Below are 17,821 nucleotides of genomic sequence, written 5' to 3'. Positions count from 1 at the left end.
GTCCTGGAGTGTTATGATGTTTCGCTCCTTTGATAGATCTCGTTACTTTAGGAGGAAGAATATTGATAGATAAACACATTAGTAAAAATGGTGTGCGAATTGTGTTAGAAAAAATACCAGCAGTTCGTTCAGTTACGATTGGTATTTGGGTATTAACTGGTTCTAGAAATGAATCAGTTGAAAATAATGGGATATCCCATTTTTTAGAGCATATGTTTTTTAAAGGTACAATAACAAGAACTGCTCAAGACATCGCAGAAGCGTTTGATTCCATCGGCGGGCAAATAAATGCATTCACATCCAAAGAATATACGTGTTTTTATGCAAAAGTATTGGATACACATAAGGATTATGCGTTAGAAATTCTTGCAGATATGTTCTTCAATTCAACATTTGATGAAGCGGAAATGGAACGCGAGAAAAAAGTTGTATTTGAAGAAATCAAAATGTATGAAGATACGCCAGATGATATTGTCCATGATTTGTTGGCAAAGGCTTCTTATGGAGATCATCCATTAGGGTATTCCATTCTTGGGACAGAAGCACATTTAAAATCATTTAAGCCAGAAACATTAAGAGAGTATGTAAAACAACGCTACACTCCTGAAAATGTGGTGGTTTCCGTAGCGGGTAATGTGGATGATTCCTTCATTTATAAGATTGAGGATTACTTTGGTGCATATGAATCACCAGCAGAGAAAACAAAAATTTTAAAACCAGCTTTCTATGCAAATTCTATTGAGCGCAATAAGGACACGGAGCAAGCACATCTTTGTTTCGGTTTTGAAGGGCTTCCATTAGGGGACGAACATATTTATAGCCTTATTATAATGAATAATGTACTTGGTGGAAGTATGAGCTCCAGATTATTCCAGGATGTCCGTGAAAAACAAGGATTAGCGTACTCTGTATTCTCTTATCATTCCACTTTCCTTGATAATGGTTTGCTTACAATTTATGCGGGTACTGGCAAGGAACAGCTTTCTTTATTAAAGGATACAATTAATCAAACAATGGAGATATTGATAAATAAAGGTTTAACCGATAAGGAACTACGAAACAGCAAAGAGCAATTAAAAGGCAGTTTAATGCTTGGTTTAGAGAGCACCAATAGTAGAATGTCAAGAAATGGCAGAAATGAATTGTTATTACAACGTCATCGCACACTAGATGAAATTATTCGTGAAATTGACGCAGTGAATCACGATTCTATTGGGAAAGTTATCAAAAAAATATTTAATAAACCAGCTTCAACTGCATTAATCGCACCTGCCAGTGTTCTTTAAGCTATTCGAACATGTGAGAATTTTTCTAAGCTATACATGAGACATAGTAAGCTACTATGAAACGTAAGATGTATTTACTTATTGAGCGAGAATTTTTGTGAATTTACGTCTTTCAAACGAGCATTTCCCCCGTGAGAGGAGGAATGCTCGTTTTTATTATAAACATACTGTGTAATGACAATAGAGTCATTAAAACTTTTTCTGTCCAATCCAGATTCTACTCACATTTTTCTTCCGTTATATTCTTTTATTATTAGTTGCCGTTTTCCACTAGATCGCCTAATCCCAGATAGAAAGAATGATGTTTTAAACATCTACATGATCATACATAGCTTGCTTCAAACAACATATATATGAAGTATAAAGGAAAAGGAGAAGGTGATTAGATGCGGTTTCGTGATATGGGTGATAAAGAAATAATCAATGTCAATGAGGGTACAAGATTAGGCATGCTTGGGCAGACAGATTTGGAAATCGATGAATCAACTGGACAGATAGAAGCATTTATTATTCCAAATTATAAGTGGTTTGGACTTGTAAAAGAAGGGGAAGAAACGAAGATCCGCTGGAACTCAATTAAGAAAATCGGAGAAGATATGATTATGATTGAAACAGATAAGCTAGAATAGTTAGTTGTGTTGCAAGAGCAGGTATCAAATAGATGATGCCTGTTTTTGTTTAGCGTACTGAGCAGCCGAAACAGCCACAAGGCACTAAAAGACGTAAAGAGACTTCTAATTATAACTTCTCTAAAACTGAGTGCTTGTGTTTCTATTCTTCTATCCATAGCTACCCTTACTCTATTGTATGCACGTGATAGAGCAAATAGAACCGATTAATCGAAAAAACTTGTATTTGTAATTTAAGACATATACTCTTAAACAAGCCGTAACCGCACATAATCCGTCCCCGTGGTACGATTACGTTACAGTAATTAAAACGAGGGGGACTACATAATGAAAAAGATAGTAGCTCTAATTATTGGTTTAATTATTACAGGTGTAACTGCGACAACAGTGTCGGCAGCAACTGATTATGAAGTTAAAAAAGGAGATAACCTTTGGACAATAGCACATCATAACAATACGACTGTAGAAAAATTAAAGGATATTAATGAATTGGATTCTTCGCTGATTCATCCAAAGCAAATGTTAAAGTTGGATGAGGCAGAACCAGAATATTACATCGTAGAAAAAGGAGATAGTTTGGGTGAAATTAGTAGAGGTTATGGTGATGATGTTACAGTTGAAAATTTGAAGGCATGGAATAATCTTAATTCAGATTTAATCATCATTGGGCAGCAGTTGGTTGTTAATGATGCTAGTGAGTTGAACACGGAACAAGTGGCAGCCGAACAAGCAAATGCCGATTCAACAATTGAAATGAAAGAGGCAGAATCAGTGCCAGAGAATGAAACAGAAGAGGCAACGGAAGATGAAGTTGTAACGCTGGAAGCAGAAGAAGAGGTCAATTCTACCGCTGAATCCGAATCAACACAGCCGAATGGCAAAACAATTTCAGTTGAAGCAACTGCTTACACTGCATATTGCTCTGGATGCTCAGGAATTACAGCTACAGGTATTGATTTAAAAGCAAATCCTTATGAGAAGGTGATTGCGGTTGATCCAAATGTTATTCCACTCGGTACGAAGGTTTTCGTAGAAGGTTATGGTCATGCAGTAGCTGCTGACACTGGAGGAGCAATAAAAGGTAATAAAATAGATATTCATGTACCTACAAAGGATCAAGCGTATAACTGGGGAAGAAAAGTAGTGGAAGTAACGATTTTGGAATGATTAGAGAATAACATACAAAAGAAAGCTTTCCATAACATAGAAGGAAATTAAGCTGTTAGAAAAGGTTTGAAATAAAGGTGTAGACAGATATCGTATAAGGATATCTGTCTTTTTGCTTTCTTTTTTTATTCAGACAATCACTCTCACTGCGAGTTCACATAAGCTATAAAGAAAATGAAAACAGGAAGTATGTCTGGAGGGTCTATATAATAATGAGTCAATTTATAGCTGTAATTGGCGGAGACGCACGCTATTTAGAATTAATCAGGCAACTAAAGACATTACCTGATACCACTTTGATGTTAGTTGGCTTTGATAAACTGGAACAGGGATTTACAGGATCAAATCAAATGGACTTTGAAGAACTCGAACCGTCTAAGTTAGATGCAATTATATTACCAATAACTGGTACAGATATGTCCGGAAATATCGAAACTGTATTTTCAGATAAACAGATCCAAATAGAAAAGTCGTGGTTTAAGAAATTAAAAAGCAATACCCTGGTTTTTACCGGAATAACAAATGAGTATTTAACTTCAGCTACAACGGCGGCAAATATTGATTTGGTACCGTTACTGGATAGGGATGACGTAGCAATTTATAATTCAATACCTACAGCAGAAGGTGCAATAATGATGGCCTTTGAAGAAACAGATTATACAATCCACTCGTCACGTGTTGTTGTAGTCGGGTTCGGCAGGGTTGGGAATACAGTGGCAAATAAGTTTTCAGCTTTGGGAGCGAAGGTTTCGGTATGTGCAAGAAGTATTAGAGATTTAGCTAGAATCACCGAAATGGGATTACATGCGATTCCGTTGGAAAAGCTTTCTGATCATACCCATGACTGTGATTTACTTATTAATACAATTCCAGCCCCGATTGTAACGAAGGATGTAATCCAAAATTTGCCGCCAAATGGAATTATCATCGATTTAGCATCCAAACCTGGTGGAACGGATTTTGATTTTGCAGAAAAACGTGGAATCAAAGCAATTCTAGCGAGAAGCTTACCTGGAATTGTTGCCCCAAGAACAGCTGGGAAAATACTTGCGGATGTTATAACACAGATTCTTGATGAAACGAGGGAGTCCGAATGAGTTTAGCAGGGAAACGAATTGGATTCGGTTTAACTGGATCCCATCATACACATAGTCAGGTTTTCCCGCAGATTGAGAAGCTCATCGAGGAGCAGGCAGAAGTTATTCCAATTGTATCCTACACGGTTCAAACCACCGATACGAAATTTGGTAAAGCAACAGAGCATATTGAAAGACTTGAGGCTATCACAGGGAAAAAAGTAGTCAAAACAATTCCGGAAGCTGAGCCGTTTGGACCGAAAAATCCGCTTGATTGTATGGTAATCGCACCACTTACAGGAAATTCGTTAAGTAAGCTTTCGAATGCATTAACTGATAACCCAGTTTTAATGGCAGCTAAGTCAACAATGAGAAATCAAAATCCGGTTTTACTCGGTGTAACGACCAATGATGCACTTGGGTTAAATGGGATAAACTTAATGCGGCTATTAAACAGTAAATATATTTATTTTATTCCCTTTGGTCAAGATGACCCGTTTAAAAAACCAAACTCATTAGCAGCTAAATTAGATTACCTTGTAGATAGTGTGAAATACGCATTAAACGGAAAACAACTTCAACCACTTATTATTCCTTATATGGATGAAAATATGGTAAAATAAAATGCTATAAGATAAAAAAGATATATTCGATTTTGGAGGGAGTTATTGTAAATGGTACAGAAAACAGCATTTAATGTCGCAGTAGTAGGAGCAACAGGGGCAGTAGGACAGAAAATCATGCAATTATTAGAGGAGAAAAATTTCCCAATCAATAGAATTAAATTGCTCTCATCTAAAAGGTCTGCAGGTAAAAAGGTAGTATTTAACAATAATGAGGTTACAATTGAAGAAGCGAAGCCGGAAAGTTTTGAAGATGTGGATATTGCTTTATTCTCAGCTGGAGGCTCAATATCCAAGGCGCTTGCACCAGAAGCAGTTAAGCGTGGGGCAGTTGTAATTGATAATACAAGTGCATTTCGAATGGAAGAAAATGTGCCACTTGTTGTGCCGGAAGTAAACAATGAAGATATAGCGAAGCATAACGGAATTATTGCTAATCCGAATTGTTCAACTATTCAAATGGTTGCTGCATTAAAGCCGATAAAGGATGCTTATGGAATTAATCGTATTATTGTTTCTACGTATCAAGCAGTATCGGGTGCAGGAGCGCAAGCGGTTGAAGAGCTAAAGACTCAATCGGCACAATACCTGAATGATGAAAAAATGGAAGCAAACTTACTTCCTGTTTCAGGTGATGAGAGACATTATCCAATTGCATTTAATGCTCTGCCTCAAATCGATATATTCGAAGAGAATGGGTATACGTTTGAAGAAATGAAGATGATTAATGAAACAAAAAAAATTCTGCATGATACGGAACTATCTGTAGCTGCTACATGTGTAAGGCTTCCATTCTTTACCTCCCATGCAGAAAGTATTTATATAGAAATCGAGCAAGAGAATGTTCGTGTTGAGGATATTTGGAAACAACTTGAGAATGCTGATGGAGTGGAACTTGAAGACAATCCCAAAACACAGACATATCCAACACCGTTAAGTGCTGCAGATAAAGAAGAGGTCTTTGTTGGCCGCGTTCGTAAAGATATCGATAATGCCAAAGGATTCCATCTTTGGGTCGTATCTGACAATCTTCTTAAAGGCGCTGCTCTTAACACGGTTCAAATTGCCCAATCTTTAATAAAAAATAATTGGCTTTAAGAGGTCATAATTTCAATGTTTAAATCGAAACCAATTGAGGGAATCTGTATGTAAATACAGTTCCTTCTGTTTATGACCTCCTAAGTATCCGGTATTTAGTAATAATAGAGGTGTGATCATGCAAATATTGGTTCAAAAATTTGGCGGAACTTCTGTTCAATCAGAAGAAAATAGAGAGTATGTAATGAAACATATTAAAGAGGCTTTAATAAAAGGTTATAAATTAGTTGTTGTTGTTTCCGCTTTAGGAAGAAAGCCGGATCCATATGCTACAGATACGCTATTAGGGCTAGTTGATTACCCGCGTAATCAAAACTCCGCCCGAGAATTGGATCTCCTAATGTCTTGTGGAGAAATAATTTCTGCTGTTGTACTTTCAAATGAGCTTCAAAAATTCAGCATATCAGCAACTGCATTAACTGGATCACAAGCAGGCTTTTTAACGTCAGAGGATTTCAATAAAGCACGTATTAAAGAAGTAAATCCAACACGTATTTTAAAAGAATTTGAAACGCATGATGTTGTTGTTGTTGCAGGCTTTCAAGGTCAAAGCTATGCTGGTGAGATTACAACGATTGGTCGTGGGGGCAGCGATACAACTGCAGCTGCACTAGGAGTCGCACTTGATGCAGAGCGAATTGAGATTTTTACTGACGTAAATGGCATTATGACTGCAGATCCCCGTGTAGTTAAGAGCGCACGTCAACTTAAAATCGTCACATATACGGAGATATGTAATTTAGCATATCAAGGTGCAAAGGTTATTCATCCCCGCGCGGTGGAAATCGCGATGCAAGGGAAAATTCCGATGCGAATAAGATCAACGTACTCTGAAGATCTAGGCACGTTGGTTACTTCACCAAGAGTACTTGAAATGGGTGTAGATATACCAGATCGAATGATTACTGGAATTGCTCATATGTCCTCCATTACTCAAATCAAAGTAAAAACAAAGGAATCAGCCTATCGATTACAGTCTGAAGTCTTTAAGTCAATGGCTGAAGCAGGTATTTCAGTTGATTTTATCAATATATCTCCAACAGGTGTTGTTTACACGGTTCCTGAATCACTAACTGAGAAAGCTGTTCATATCTTGGAAGTATTAGGATTCTACCCAGAAGTAACAGAGGGTTGTGCGAAAGTCTCGGCTGTTGGGGCAGGAATGACGGGTGTTCCAGGAGTAGCTTCTAAAATCGTTCAGGCTTTAACGAATTCAGGTGTTCAAATATTACAGTCCGCCGATAGCCATACAACCATTTGGGTTCTTGTGCATCAAGTTGATTTAATTACAGCTGTAAATGCACTACATGATGTATTTGAGCTAAGTCATATAAATGAACTCCAAAGATAGAGAAGATACCAAATTTAGATAAGAAAGGTGATCGATCATTCATGAATTTTGGCGAAGTATTGACGGCGATGGTCACTCCGTTTGATAAAAATGGGCAAATTGATTTTGCGCAGACGAACGTATTGATTGATTATTTAATCGATAATGGGACTGATGCACTTGTAATAGCAGGAACGACTGGAGAATCACCCACACTGCGTACAGAAGAAAAAATTAATCTGTTTAAGTATGTCGTGAAGAAGGTGGATAGGCGAGTACCTGTTATTGCTGGAACAGGGAGCAATAGCACAGAGGCATCCATTGATTTGACAAAAAAGGCAGATGAATGTGGTGTTGACGGGATCATGCTTGTTACACCTTATTATAATAAGCCTGATCAACGCGGAATGTATACACATTTCTCTGCAATTGCCCAGGAAACGAATTTGCCTATAATGCTTTATAATATACCAGGACGTTCAGTGGTAAATTTAACTGCAGAAACTGTTATTAATTTAAGTCAAATTGACAATATCGTATCCATGAAAGAAGCAAGTGGAGATCTTGATCAAGTTGCGGAAATTATTGAACATACACCGAATGATTTCACTGTGTACAGTGGAGACGACGGATTAACGATACCAATGTTGGCAATTGGTGCTGATGGAGTCGTTTCAGTTGCTTCCCATGTTATTGGTAATGAAATGCAGACAATGGTTCAGCAATTTAAAAATGGTCAGGTTCAGGAAGCGGCAGCGCTACATCGTGAATTGCTCCCGATTATGAACGGGCTTTTTACAGCGCCAAGCCCCAGCCCTGTTAAAGCAGCACTGCAATTGAAAGGAATCGAAACTGGCGGTGTACGTATGCCACTAGTTCCTTTAACAGATGAAGAGATAAGTAAGTTGAAGCTTCTATTAGATAAATAACAATACCGGCTATGGTTTTAGCCGGTATTTTTTGTATGTTTACGTTCATACTACCTTTATAGGTGAGTTTTTAAAAAGGAGTGTTCGTAAATGAATAACAATCCAGAAGAAAATGAAAATCAAGAGGACAAGCCCAATGCATCGTCGATTGTTGAGAAAATCCAACAGTTAGGTCAATCTAATATTCCACAAGCACCTGATTCAAATATTCACGTTCTGTCAATCATTGGTCAAGTAGAAGGACATATCCAGCTGCCGCCGCAAAATAAGACAACTAAATATGAACATTTATTACCACAGCTTATTGCTATTGAACAAAATCCAAAAATTGAAGGATTAATTATTTTGCTGAATACAGTAGGGGGAGATGTTGAGGCAGGGCTTGCTCTCGCTGAAATGATTGCTTCGATTTCAAAACCAACGGTATCAATTGTACTTGGCGGTGGCCATTCGATTGGCGTACCGATAGCAGTAGCCACAGACTATTCCTTCATTGTTCCAACGGCTACGATGACGATTCATCCAGTTCGGTTAACTGGCTTAGTTATTGGAGTACCACAAACCTTCGAATATCTAGATAAAATGCAAGAAAGGGTCATCCAATTTGTCGTCCAGCATTCAAACATAAAGGAAGAGAAATTTAAAGATCTTATGTTTGCAAAAGGTAATTTAACGAGAGATATTGGTACAAATGTAGTTGGAAAAGACGCTGTAGAATACGGATTAATTGATCAGGTCGGTGGTGTAAAAGATGCCATGAGTAAATTAACAGCGTTTATTGGAACTAATAATGGTGCAGAAGGCGGTGTCATACAATGATATTGTATACGCCATTAGCTCAACATGATATCTTTCCAGTAGAACAAGGAGGATTTTCAAATGTGGAGCATATCGCTTACGATGGAAGAATGATATATGCTATAAAAACGAAGGATGGCTCTTATCAAATTCAGCAGCTTGTTTCAACTGATCCACAAGATTATTTGCGGAAAGAATTTTCTCCTGGCAGTATTCTTTCATAAACATGCTATTGAAATTTAAACCCTAATATGCGAAGTAGGACTTAGCCTATCTTCTAGAGCGAATATTATATGATAGGAAATAGTCTCCACTGAATGAGGCTCTACTTTTATGGTATAATTAAGTTATTCAGTAAACCCTTGCCATTTTGTTGGTGAGGGTTTACTATTCATATATGTTGGAGTAGATAGAGGTGAAAAAATGGCGAAAAAAAGAAAGCGAAAAAGCACTAAAAAAACGAGGTCTATGCGGTTGGAACTTTTAGGTCTGCTGTTTATCTTTTTATCCATCTTCGGGAGTGGAGCAAGTGCAATAAGCGATGGTGCAATACCTGGATGGATGGAGCATTTCTTCCAATTCTTTCTTGGAATTTGGTATTTTGTTGCATCTGTTTTTCTGTTTATTACTGGTGTTCTGCTACTAGTTAAACGAAAATACCCGAATTTCTGGAGTAGGAAAATGGTAGGTTTTTATATTCTGTTTGCTGGTATTCTACTATTGTCACATATACAAACGGTTGAGAGTTTACTAGTAACAGCTGGAAATGTGTCCATTATCGGAACAACTTGGAATAATTTCTTAGACTATGTTAGTGGTGCTGGTACTGTGGTGCAAACGGGCGGAGGAATGATAGGAGCAGTCATTTTTACATTTTGTAATTTTTTATTTTCATTAGCTGGCTCAAAAATCGTTGCTGTTTTTTCTATATTAATTGGTCTTATATTTATTACCGATATATCCGTTGGCGACTTATTTTCTAAACTCTTTTCGAGAATGAAAAAGAGTGCTGAGAACCAGTTTGTCAAATGGAAGGATGTTCGAGCAGCGAAAAAGCAGCAGAAGGAAGAACGGAAACTACAGGACGAAGCGGTTATAGAAACAATACAACACGAAGAACCAGTAATTAATGATTTTACAGATATTGCCTATGCCGCAGACAATACGGAAAAAGAGCCTGCTCATGAAGCACCAGTAGCAGAAGAAAAAGCGAAAAAGAAAGAAGTGGACGAAGCGGACGACGTTCCGGAAATGGCACTGACAGAAACAGAAAACCCAGAATATATATTGCCATCTCCTAATTTACTGGCTGATCCAGCTCATAATTCACAGCAAAAGGAAAAGTCACAAATACAAGCTACTGTTCGAAAGCTGGAACAAACATTTAAAAGTTTTGGTGTTAAGGCTAGAATTACAAAAGTTCATGTAGGTCCAGCTGTCACAAAATATGAGGTATATCCAGAAGCTGGTGTTAAGGTAAGTAAAATTGTTAGTCTTCATGATGACCTAGCACTAGCACTGGCAGCGAAGGATATACGGATTGAAGCACCAATTCCCGGAAAATCCGCAGTTGGAATCGAAGTGCCAAACCAAGAGATTGCCATGGTATCATTACGAGAAGTGCTCGATAAAACGTGGAATAATAAATCTTCCAAACTGCTTTATGCATTAGGTAGAGACATATCTGGTGAGGCTGTAGTAGGGGAATTAAACAAGATGCCCCATCTGTTAATTGCAGGTGCAACTGGTAGCGGAAAAAGTGTTTGCGTTAACGGAATTATTACGAGTATCCTGATGCGTACAAAACCACATGAAGTTAAAATGATGATGATTGATCCAAAGAAAGTAGAATTGAATGTTTATAATGGTATTCCGCATCTATTGGCTCCAGTAGTAACAGATCCTAAAAAGGCATCAAGAGCATTAAAAAAGGTCGTTTCTGAAATGGAAAGAAGATATGATTTATTTTCTGACACCGGGACACGTAATATTGAAGGATATAACGAATATATTCGCAAATATAATGTAGGATCAGATGAAACACAGCCACAACTTCCTTACATTGTAGTTCTCGTAGATGAGCTTGCCGATTTAATGATGGTCGCTTCAAATGATGTGGAAGATTCGATTACCCGATTGGCTCAAATGGCTCGTGCGGCAGGTATTCATTTAATAATTGCCACACAGCGTCCATCGGTTGATGTCATTACTGGTGTGATTAAAGCGAATATCCCGTCACGGATTGCATTTAGTGTTTCTTCTCAAACGGATTCAAGGACGATCCTTGACTCGGGGGGAGCCGAGAAACTGCTTGGTAGGGGGGACATGTTGTTTATGCCCGTAGGCTCCTCTAAACCAACCCGTGTACAGGGTGCATTTTTGTCCGACGAAGAAGTAGAAAGAGTTGTGGACCATTGTATTGAACAGCAAAAAGCTTCTTATCAAGAAGAGATGATTCCAGAGGATACAAATGATGCAGTAGAAGAAGTAGATGATGAATTATATGATGATGCGGTACAAATGATTATTGAAATGCAAAGTGCTAGTGTCTCTATGCTGCAACGAAGGTTCCGAATTGGATATACCCGTGCAGCACGATTGATTGATGCGATGGAAGCACGCGGTATTGTTGGACCGTACGAAGGAAGTAAGCCTAGAACTGTGTTAGTTTCGCAGGTAACGGAGGAAAAAACGATGTAGCGTTCTATTAGTATCAATCCGAACGTCGCTAATCGAGCACTTCTGCTATTGTGTTAGCTTCTAGCAAAAAACCAAAATTGTATAAATAAGTAACCACGTATTTTTTATTAATAAGACAGGTGAAGAGTAAACTCACCTGTCTTATTTTAATAGTGACGAAGAAAACTCTTACCTGCGCGGACTTCGTTAAAAAACTTGTTGAAAACTAAGTTCCCTTGTCACAATTTGTTGATTTTTTTAAGGAATTTATCCTATTTCTATTTATTTATTTAATTAATAGTGGTAAGATAAATGACGGACAAATAGTCATACGTCAGAGGTCAGATCTCTTGGATTGCAGTTAGAGGAAAGAGGGGATTTTGTGTCGATTAAAACGGATTCAAGGCACCTATATTTACAAGTCATCGACGAAATTACAAAAGATATTGAGAATGGCAAGTATAGAGAAAAAGAAAAGCTGCCATCAGAATATCAATTGTCAAAACAATTAGGCGTTTCAAGAGCTACGTTAAGAGAGGCTCTTCGCATTCTTGAAGAAGACAATGTGGTAACGCGGAGACATGGAGTGGGTACCTTTGTAAATTCGAAACCAATTTTTTCATCAGGTATTGAGGAGCTAAGTAGTGTTACTCAAATGATTGAGCAATCCGGTAAAATTGCTGGTTCACAATATTTGTCTACAGAATTAATTGAAGCAACAGATGAAGATAAAGCAAAATTTTCCCCAGGAAAAGTGAATACTCTGGCTAAAATTGAAAGAGTCCGTACAGCTGATAATAAGCCCGTCGTTTTTTGTATTGATAAGGTACCGGAAAACTTAATACCGTTGGATCGAGTGCATGAAGTAGATTCTATCTTTGAACTTTTAGAAAATTATGCAAGTAAACGAATTGCATACGCAGTTACATACATCGAACCAATCAGCTATCATGACCGAATATACAGTATTTTAGACTGTGTACCAGATCAATCACTTCTATTGCTGAGACAGATTCACTATACAAGCAAAGATGAAGCCATCCTATATTCAGCCAATTATTTTCGTTCAGATGTTTTTAGTTTTCATGTCCTTAGAAAAAGGGTGTGACTTAAAAAACTGAATTTTTAGGAGGTGATGGGTGAAAATAGGAAAGGGTTTGCAGTGATTTTTTGTTCAACTTTAGTTTTACCTATCTCAACTAATTTAGGGGGCATTAAAATGAAGAATCGTAAGTTTATTCTATTGTTTGCTTTATTGCTTAGTTTTGGAATCGTTTTAGCAGCATGTGGAAGCGGTTCAAACGAGGACGATACAACCGCTTCAGACGATAACAATGATAATGCAGATAATACAGCAACTGAAGAAGATTACAGTATCGCAATGGTAACAGACCAGGGTGGAGTAGATGATAAATCATTTAACCAATCTGCATGGGAAGGTATCCAGGCATGGGGAGAAGAGAATGGTCTATCGCAAGGTAACGGATTTGACTATGCACAATCCGCTTCAAAAGCAGATTTTATGCCGAACATTACTCGTCTGGTTCGTGATGAGTACAACTTAATATTTGGTACAGGTTTCCTTTTGAAAGAGGATATTCAAAAAGCAGCAGAACAATTTCCAGAAACGTATTTTGCAATCGTAGATGATATGGTAGAAGCTCCAAATGCAGTAAGTGTTACATTTAAAGAGCATGAAGGTTCTTTCTTAGCTGGTGTTGCAGCTGCTAATAAAACAAATACAAATAAACTAGGATTTGTTGGTGGAATTGATTCACCTCTAATCAAAAAATTTGAAACAGGCTTTATTGCAGGTGTAAAATCTGTAAACCCTGATATTGAAGTTGATGTTCAATATGCTGAAACATTTGACGATGCTGCAAAAGGGAAATTAATTGCATCCAATATGTACAGCAACGATGTTGACGTAATTTATCATGCATCTGGTGGAACTGGAAACGGTGTGTTTAACCAGGCAAAAGATATTAAACAAAATGACCCGGACCGTGAAATATGGGTGATCGGTGTTGATGCTGACCAGCATGAAGAAGGTAAAATTGGCGACCATAATGTAACATTAACTTCCATGGTTAAACGTGTTGATGTTGCTGTTCAAGATGTTGCTAAAATGCTGCAAGCAGGTGAATTCCCTGGTGGGGAACACTTAGAATTTGGAATTGAAGAAGATGGAATTTCCATTGCTGAAACAAATACAGATGCATATACAGAAGATATCAAAAATGCTGTTAACGAATGGCAAGAAAAGATTCTTAGTGGGGATATAAAAGTACCACAAACGAGTGAAGAATTGGATTCATTCATTGAAGCACTTTAAGTTTCTGTTCAAAAGGGAGGATAAAAAGGACCGAGAAGTTAGAGGAGGCGTGGTTTTGAGTACCGGGCTTCCGCAGGATGTGGTGACTTCGATGTTCGACACAGGACGTGTCGGTATTTAATCGATGGTCTACTGTTCTCGACGTGTCATTTTTACCGGACTTTTTGAACCTCTTTTAATAAATAGTGAAGAAGGCTAATCGCTTTTAGCCTTCTTCAATCATGTTAAGTAAGATCTTCAACTAAAGAGGATTAGAAACAGTAGTCCTTTTTATTTGATGATTTTATAACAACTAACTATGCAGTCAAGATGATGTGGTTAATAAAGGGGTGAAGACCAGTGGAATATGTAATTGAAATGTTGAATATACGTAAGGAGTTTCCTGGAATCGTAGCAAATGATAATATTACAATTCAGCTTAAGCCAGGTGAAATTCATGCACTGTTAGGAGAAAATGGAGCTGGAAAATCCACGTTGATGAATGTTTTATTTGGTTTGTACCAACCAGAGCAAGGAGAAATTCGGGTCAAAGGAAAGAAGGCAAATATTACAAATCCGAATATTGCAAATGATCTTGGTATTGGAATGGTCCATCAGCATTTTATGCTAGTTGAACCGTTTACCGTTACACAAAACATTGTTCTTGGTAATGAGCCAACCAAAAAAACAGGTGTTATTAATGTCGAGAAAGCAAGAAAGGACATTAAAGAAATTTCTGACCGGTATGGTCTAAAGGTCGATCCAGATGCAAAGATAAGTGATATTTCAGTCGGAATGCAACAGCGCGTGGAAATTTTAAAGACACTGTATCGTGGTGCAGACGTACTCATCTTTGATGAACCAACTGCAGTATTAACACCTCAAGAAATTAATGAATTAATGGAAATTATGCGTTCACTTATTAAGGAAGGTAAATCTATTATTCTCATAACACACAAACTCAAAGAAATAATGGAAGTCTGTGATAGATGTACAGTTATTCGTAAAGGAAAAGGGATTGGCACTGTTAATGTTGCCCAGACAAATACGAATGAATTAGCATCCCTCATGGTTGGTAGAGAGGTACATTTTAAGACGGAGAAGCAGCAGGCGGAACCGAAAGATACCGTTTTAACAATCGAAAATCTAGTTGTAAAAGATTCAAGAAAAGTAGATTTAGTAAAAGGACTAAACCTTGAATTACGTGGTGGAGAAATAGTCGGGATTGCCGGAGTTGATGGCAATGGGCAGTCAGAACTGATTGAGGCAATAACAGGATTGCGTCAAGCAGTTTCAGGGAGAATTAAGCTTAAAAATAAAAATATTACGAATAAGAGTCCAAGAAAGGTAACAGAAAGTGGAGTTGGTCACATTCCGCAGGACAGACATCGCTTTGGACTTGTATTGGATTATTCCATTGGTGAGAATATCGTTTTGCAAACATACTATAAGAAGCCTTATTCCAAAGCAAAAGTATTGAATTATAAAGCGATCTATGAGAAAGCAGAAAGTATTATTAAAGAATACGATGTTCGTACGCCAAGTGTCTACACAAAGGCCCGAGCGCTGTCTGGAGGGAATCAGCAAAAAGCAATTATTGGCCGAGAAGTGGATCGGTCACCAGATTTATTAATTGCTGCACAGCCAACAAGAGGTCTAGATGTAGGTGCTATTGAGTTTATTCATAAAAAATTGATTGAAGAACGTGACAAAGGAAAAGCAGTTTTATTAATTTCGTTTGAACTAGATGAAATTTTGAATGTTAGTGACCGAATTGCTGTTATGTTTGATGGAAAAATAGTTGCTGAAGTGACGCCAGAAGAAACGACTGAACAAGAGCTTGGTTTGTTGATGGCAGGAAGTCAGGTTAAGGAAGGTGATTCAAATGCCATCCAATAAATTATTTGCGCTGCTCGTCCCAATAGTTTCCGTTTTAATGGGTTTGATTGCTGGTGCAATCATTATGCTAGTATCTGGATTTAGTCCAATTGATGGCTATACTGCATTATGGAATGGTGCATTTGGAGATTCATATACAATCGGTGAAACAATTAGAAGGTCAGCTCCGTACATCCTTACAGGATTATCGATTGCATTCGCATTTCGCACTGGGTTGTTTAATATAGGTGCAGAGGGTCAGGTACTTGTAGGCTGGTTAGCAGCAGTATGGGTAGGTATAACAATTGATGCACCAATGTATATTCATTTGCCGCTTGCTGTTCTTGCTGCAGCTGTTGCTGGTGGATTATGGGCATTTGTCCCAGGTATTTTAAAAGCAAAACTTGGTGTTCATGAAGTAATCGTAACAATCATGATGAATTATATTGCTTTATTTACGACGAATGAAATTATAAGAAAAGTATTAACAAGTGGACAAACAACAACAGATTCGATTGCACCGTCAGCATCGCTCGCTTCCGAGTGGATGCAAAGTATTACGTTTTATTCCCGTCTTCATTATGGAATTTTAATTGCATTATTTGCGGCAGCTATTATGTGGTTTATTATTCAACGAACAACAATTGGTTATGAACTGAAATCGGTTGGATTTAATCAGCACGCATCACGGTACGCTGGTATGAATGTAAGTAAAAATATTGTATTATCGATGGTTATTGCAGGTATGTTTGCAGGCTTAGCAGGTGCAATGGAGGGACTAGGTACTTACGGAAACATGTCCGTAACGGCAGGATTTTCTAATTTAGGTTTTGATGGAATCGCTGTTGCACTTCTAGGGGCTAACACTGCGATTGGGGTTGTTTTTGCAGCATTTTTGTTTGGTGCACTAAAAGAGGGTGCAGGGGAAATGCCAACAGGAGCTGGAATTCCAACAGAGCTTGTAGATATTATTATCGCACTAATCATCTTCTTTGTGGCATCAAGTTACATTATTAGATGGGTAATCGTTCGCTTTAAAAAGGAGGGGAAATAAATGATTGAAATATTGCAATCTGTTATCCCTACAGCGTTATTTTATTCAGCTCCTTTAATTTTAACGGCATTAGGCGGCGTTTTTAGTGAACGTTCTGGTGTTGTAAATATTGGTCTTGAAGGTTTAATGGTGATGGGTGCATTTGTAGGAATTGTTTTTAATTTAACTTTTTCGGATGTACTGGGAGCCTGGACACCATGGGTTTCCATCCTTGTAGCAATGGTTGTTTCAGCTATATTCTCGATTATTCACGCGGTAGCTTCCGTTTCTTTCCATGCTAGCCAAGTAGTAAGTGGTGTAGCAATTAATATGCTCGCACTAGGTATAGGGGTATATTTAACAAAACAATGGTATGGTAAAGGGCAAACAGATATGGTTGCTCAACCATTTTATACTACAGATATCCCATTACTATCAAAGATTCCAGTTATTGGGTCAATCTTTTTCCAAGGAATTTATATTACATCGTATTTGGCTATTATCTTAGCTTTCGTTGCTTGGTTTGTGCTGTACAAAACACCATTTGGTTTGAGACTGCGTGCAGTGGGAGAACATCCAATGGCAGCTGATACAAATGGAATTAATGTAAGCAGAATGCGTTATATCGCTGTTATTCTTTCTGGGGCGCTTGGAGGATTAGGTGGTTCTGTATTTGCACTAACAATTGCATCCAATTTCTCACATTCTACAATTGTTGGCCAAGGATTTATGGCACTTGCAGCTGTTATATTCGGTAAATGGCACCCTCTTGGAGCCATGGGTGCAGCGTTATTCTTTGGTTTTGCCCAAAGCTTGAGTGTTATCGGATCAAATATTCCGCTTCTGCAGGACGTACCACAAATATTCCTGTTAATCGCTCCATATGTGTTAACAATTCTTGCTTTAGCAGGATTTATTGGGCGAGCAGATGCACCTCGAGCAAATGGAGAGCCATACATTAAAGGTAGCAGATAATTATAG

16 protein-coding genes are annotated in these 17,821 nt (G+C 37.9%); all 16 read left to right on the top strand.

The window, feature by feature from the left end; translation table 11 throughout:
- The first annotated feature begins 62 nt into the window (after positions 1–62).
- The 16 genes from D1B32_RS06025 (at position 63) to D1B32_RS05950 (ending at position 17,815) form a co-directional block, all read left to right on the top strand.
- The gene (locus D1B32_RS06025) at positions 63–1,286 is read left to right on the top strand and encodes a M16 family metallopeptidase (protein WP_118888913.1); all 1,224 of its coding nucleotides are present in this window, start codon (positions 63–65) and stop codon (positions 1,284–1,286) included.
- A 386-nt stretch (positions 1,287–1,672) separates the two neighbouring features.
- Positions 1,673–1,915 carry a YlmC/YmxH family sporulation protein gene (locus D1B32_RS06020; protein WP_095308718.1) on the top strand — a complete coding sequence of 81 codons (243 nt, stop codon included), beginning with the start codon at positions 1,673–1,675 and terminating at the stop codon, positions 1,913–1,915.
- A 327-nt stretch (positions 1,916–2,242) separates the two neighbouring features.
- Entirely contained in the window at positions 2,243–3,082 is an 840-nt protein-coding gene (locus tag D1B32_RS06015; protein WP_118888912.1) for a 3D domain-containing protein, read from the top strand.
- A gap of 212 nt (positions 3,083–3,294) precedes the next feature.
- Entirely contained in the window at positions 3,295–4,179 is an 885-nt protein-coding gene (gene dpaA / locus D1B32_RS06010) for a dipicolinic acid synthetase subunit A (RefSeq protein ID WP_095308722.1), read from the top strand.
- Positions 4,176–4,781 carry a dipicolinate synthase subunit B gene (gene dpaB, locus D1B32_RS06005; RefSeq protein ID WP_095308724.1) on the top strand — a complete coding sequence of 202 codons (606 nt, stop codon included), beginning with the start codon at positions 4,176–4,178 and terminating at the stop codon, positions 4,779–4,781. The genes dpaA and dpaB overlap by 4 nt, the downstream gene beginning before the upstream one ends.
- Positions 4,782–4,832: 51 nt before the next feature.
- Complete coding sequence (locus D1B32_RS06000) at positions 4,833–5,879, top strand: aspartate-semialdehyde dehydrogenase (protein ID WP_095308726.1); 1,047 nt, start codon at positions 4,833–4,835, stop codon at positions 5,877–5,879.
- Between the two features lie 118 nt (positions 5,880–5,997).
- Entirely contained in the window at positions 5,998–7,230 is a 1,233-nt protein-coding gene (gene dapG / locus D1B32_RS05995) for an aspartate kinase (protein WP_118888911.1), read from the top strand.
- Between the two features lie 41 nt (positions 7,231–7,271).
- Positions 7,272–8,138 (top strand): 4-hydroxy-tetrahydrodipicolinate synthase, encoded by an 867-nt coding sequence (dapA, locus tag D1B32_RS05990; RefSeq protein ID WP_118888910.1) that lies wholly within the window; start codon positions 7,272–7,274, stop codon positions 8,136–8,138.
- 90 nt (positions 8,139–8,228) lie between these two features.
- A complete protein-coding gene (locus D1B32_RS05985; protein ID WP_118888909.1) occupies positions 8,229–8,957 on the top strand; it encodes a ClpP family protease in 729 nt (242 codons plus the stop codon).
- Positions 8,954–9,160 (top strand): YlzJ-like family protein, encoded by a 207-nt coding sequence (locus D1B32_RS05980; RefSeq protein WP_095308734.1) that lies wholly within the window; start codon positions 8,954–8,956, stop codon positions 9,158–9,160. The genes D1B32_RS05985 and D1B32_RS05980 overlap by 4 nt, the downstream gene beginning before the upstream one ends.
- A gap of 199 nt (positions 9,161–9,359) precedes the next feature.
- A complete protein-coding gene (locus D1B32_RS05975; RefSeq protein WP_118888908.1) occupies positions 9,360–11,636 on the top strand; it encodes a DNA translocase FtsK in 2,277 nt (758 codons plus the stop codon).
- Between the two features lie 361 nt (positions 11,637–11,997).
- On the top strand, positions 11,998–12,723 hold the full coding sequence (locus tag D1B32_RS05970) for a GntR family transcriptional regulator (protein ID WP_095308738.1): 726 nt from the start codon (positions 11,998–12,000) through the stop codon (positions 12,721–12,723).
- Between the two features lie 111 nt (positions 12,724–12,834).
- On the top strand, positions 12,835–13,950 hold the full coding sequence (locus D1B32_RS05965; protein ID WP_095308739.1) for a BMP family lipoprotein: 1,116 nt from the start codon (positions 12,835–12,837) through the stop codon (positions 13,948–13,950).
- A gap of 339 nt (positions 13,951–14,289) precedes the next feature.
- On the top strand, positions 14,290–15,828 hold the full coding sequence (locus tag D1B32_RS05960) for an ABC transporter ATP-binding protein (protein ID WP_118888907.1): 1,539 nt from the start codon (positions 14,290–14,292) through the stop codon (positions 15,826–15,828).
- Positions 15,815–16,861, top strand: coding sequence for an ABC transporter permease (locus tag D1B32_RS05955; protein ID WP_095308748.1), 1,047 nt, complete (start codon positions 15,815–15,817; stop codon positions 16,859–16,861). Before D1B32_RS05960 ends, D1B32_RS05955 begins: the two co-directional genes overlap by 14 nt.
- Positions 16,862–17,815, top strand: coding sequence for an ABC transporter permease (locus D1B32_RS05950; RefSeq protein ID WP_118888906.1), 954 nt, complete (start codon positions 16,862–16,864; stop codon positions 17,813–17,815). It abuts the gene before it with no gap.
- The last annotated feature ends 6 nt before the right edge of the window (positions 17,816–17,821 follow it).

Origin of the sequence: Oceanobacillus profundus, from assembly GCF_003515705.1 — a bacterium.
GTDB classification, from domain to species: Bacteria; Bacillota; Bacilli; order Bacillales; family Amphibacillaceae; genus Oceanobacillus; species Oceanobacillus profundus.
The sequence above is the reverse complement of the archived record's forward strand: the minus strand, read 5'-3'. Positions and strand labels throughout refer to the sequence as shown.

Bases quoted from the DNA above. Each gene is read 5' to 3' on its own strand.
- D1B32_RS06020 (WP_095308718.1), top strand. From the start codon at position 1,673: ATGCGGTTTCGTGATATGGGTGATAAAGAAATAATCAATGTCAATGAG.
- D1B32_RS06015 (WP_118888912.1), top strand. From the start codon at position 2,243: ATGAAAAAGATAGTAGCTCTAATTATTGGTTTAATTATTACAGGTGTA.
- dpaA (WP_095308722.1), top strand. From the start codon at position 3,295: ATGAGTCAATTTATAGCTGTAATTGGCGGAGACGCACGCTATTTAGAA.
- dpaB (WP_095308724.1), top strand. From the start codon at position 4,176: ATGAGTTTAGCAGGGAAACGAATTGGATTCGGTTTAACTGGATCCCAT.
- D1B32_RS06000 (WP_095308726.1), top strand. From the start codon at position 4,833: ATGGTACAGAAAACAGCATTTAATGTCGCAGTAGTAGGAGCAACAGGG.
- dapG (WP_118888911.1), top strand. From the start codon at position 5,998: ATGCAAATATTGGTTCAAAAATTTGGCGGAACTTCTGTTCAATCAGAA.
- dapA (WP_118888910.1), top strand. From the start codon at position 7,272: ATGAATTTTGGCGAAGTATTGACGGCGATGGTCACTCCGTTTGATAAA.
- D1B32_RS05985 (WP_118888909.1), top strand. From the start codon at position 8,229: ATGAATAACAATCCAGAAGAAAATGAAAATCAAGAGGACAAGCCCAAT.
- D1B32_RS05980 (WP_095308734.1), top strand. From the start codon at position 8,954: ATGATATTGTATACGCCATTAGCTCAACATGATATCTTTCCAGTAGAA.
- D1B32_RS05975 (WP_118888908.1), top strand. From the start codon at position 9,360: ATGGCGAAAAAAAGAAAGCGAAAAAGCACTAAAAAAACGAGGTCTATG.
- D1B32_RS05965 (WP_095308739.1), top strand. From the start codon at position 12,835: ATGAAGAATCGTAAGTTTATTCTATTGTTTGCTTTATTGCTTAGTTTT.
- D1B32_RS05955 (WP_095308748.1), top strand. From the start codon at position 15,815: ATGCCATCCAATAAATTATTTGCGCTGCTCGTCCCAATAGTTTCCGTT.
- D1B32_RS05950 (WP_118888906.1), top strand. From the start codon at position 16,862: ATGATTGAAATATTGCAATCTGTTATCCCTACAGCGTTATTTTATTCA.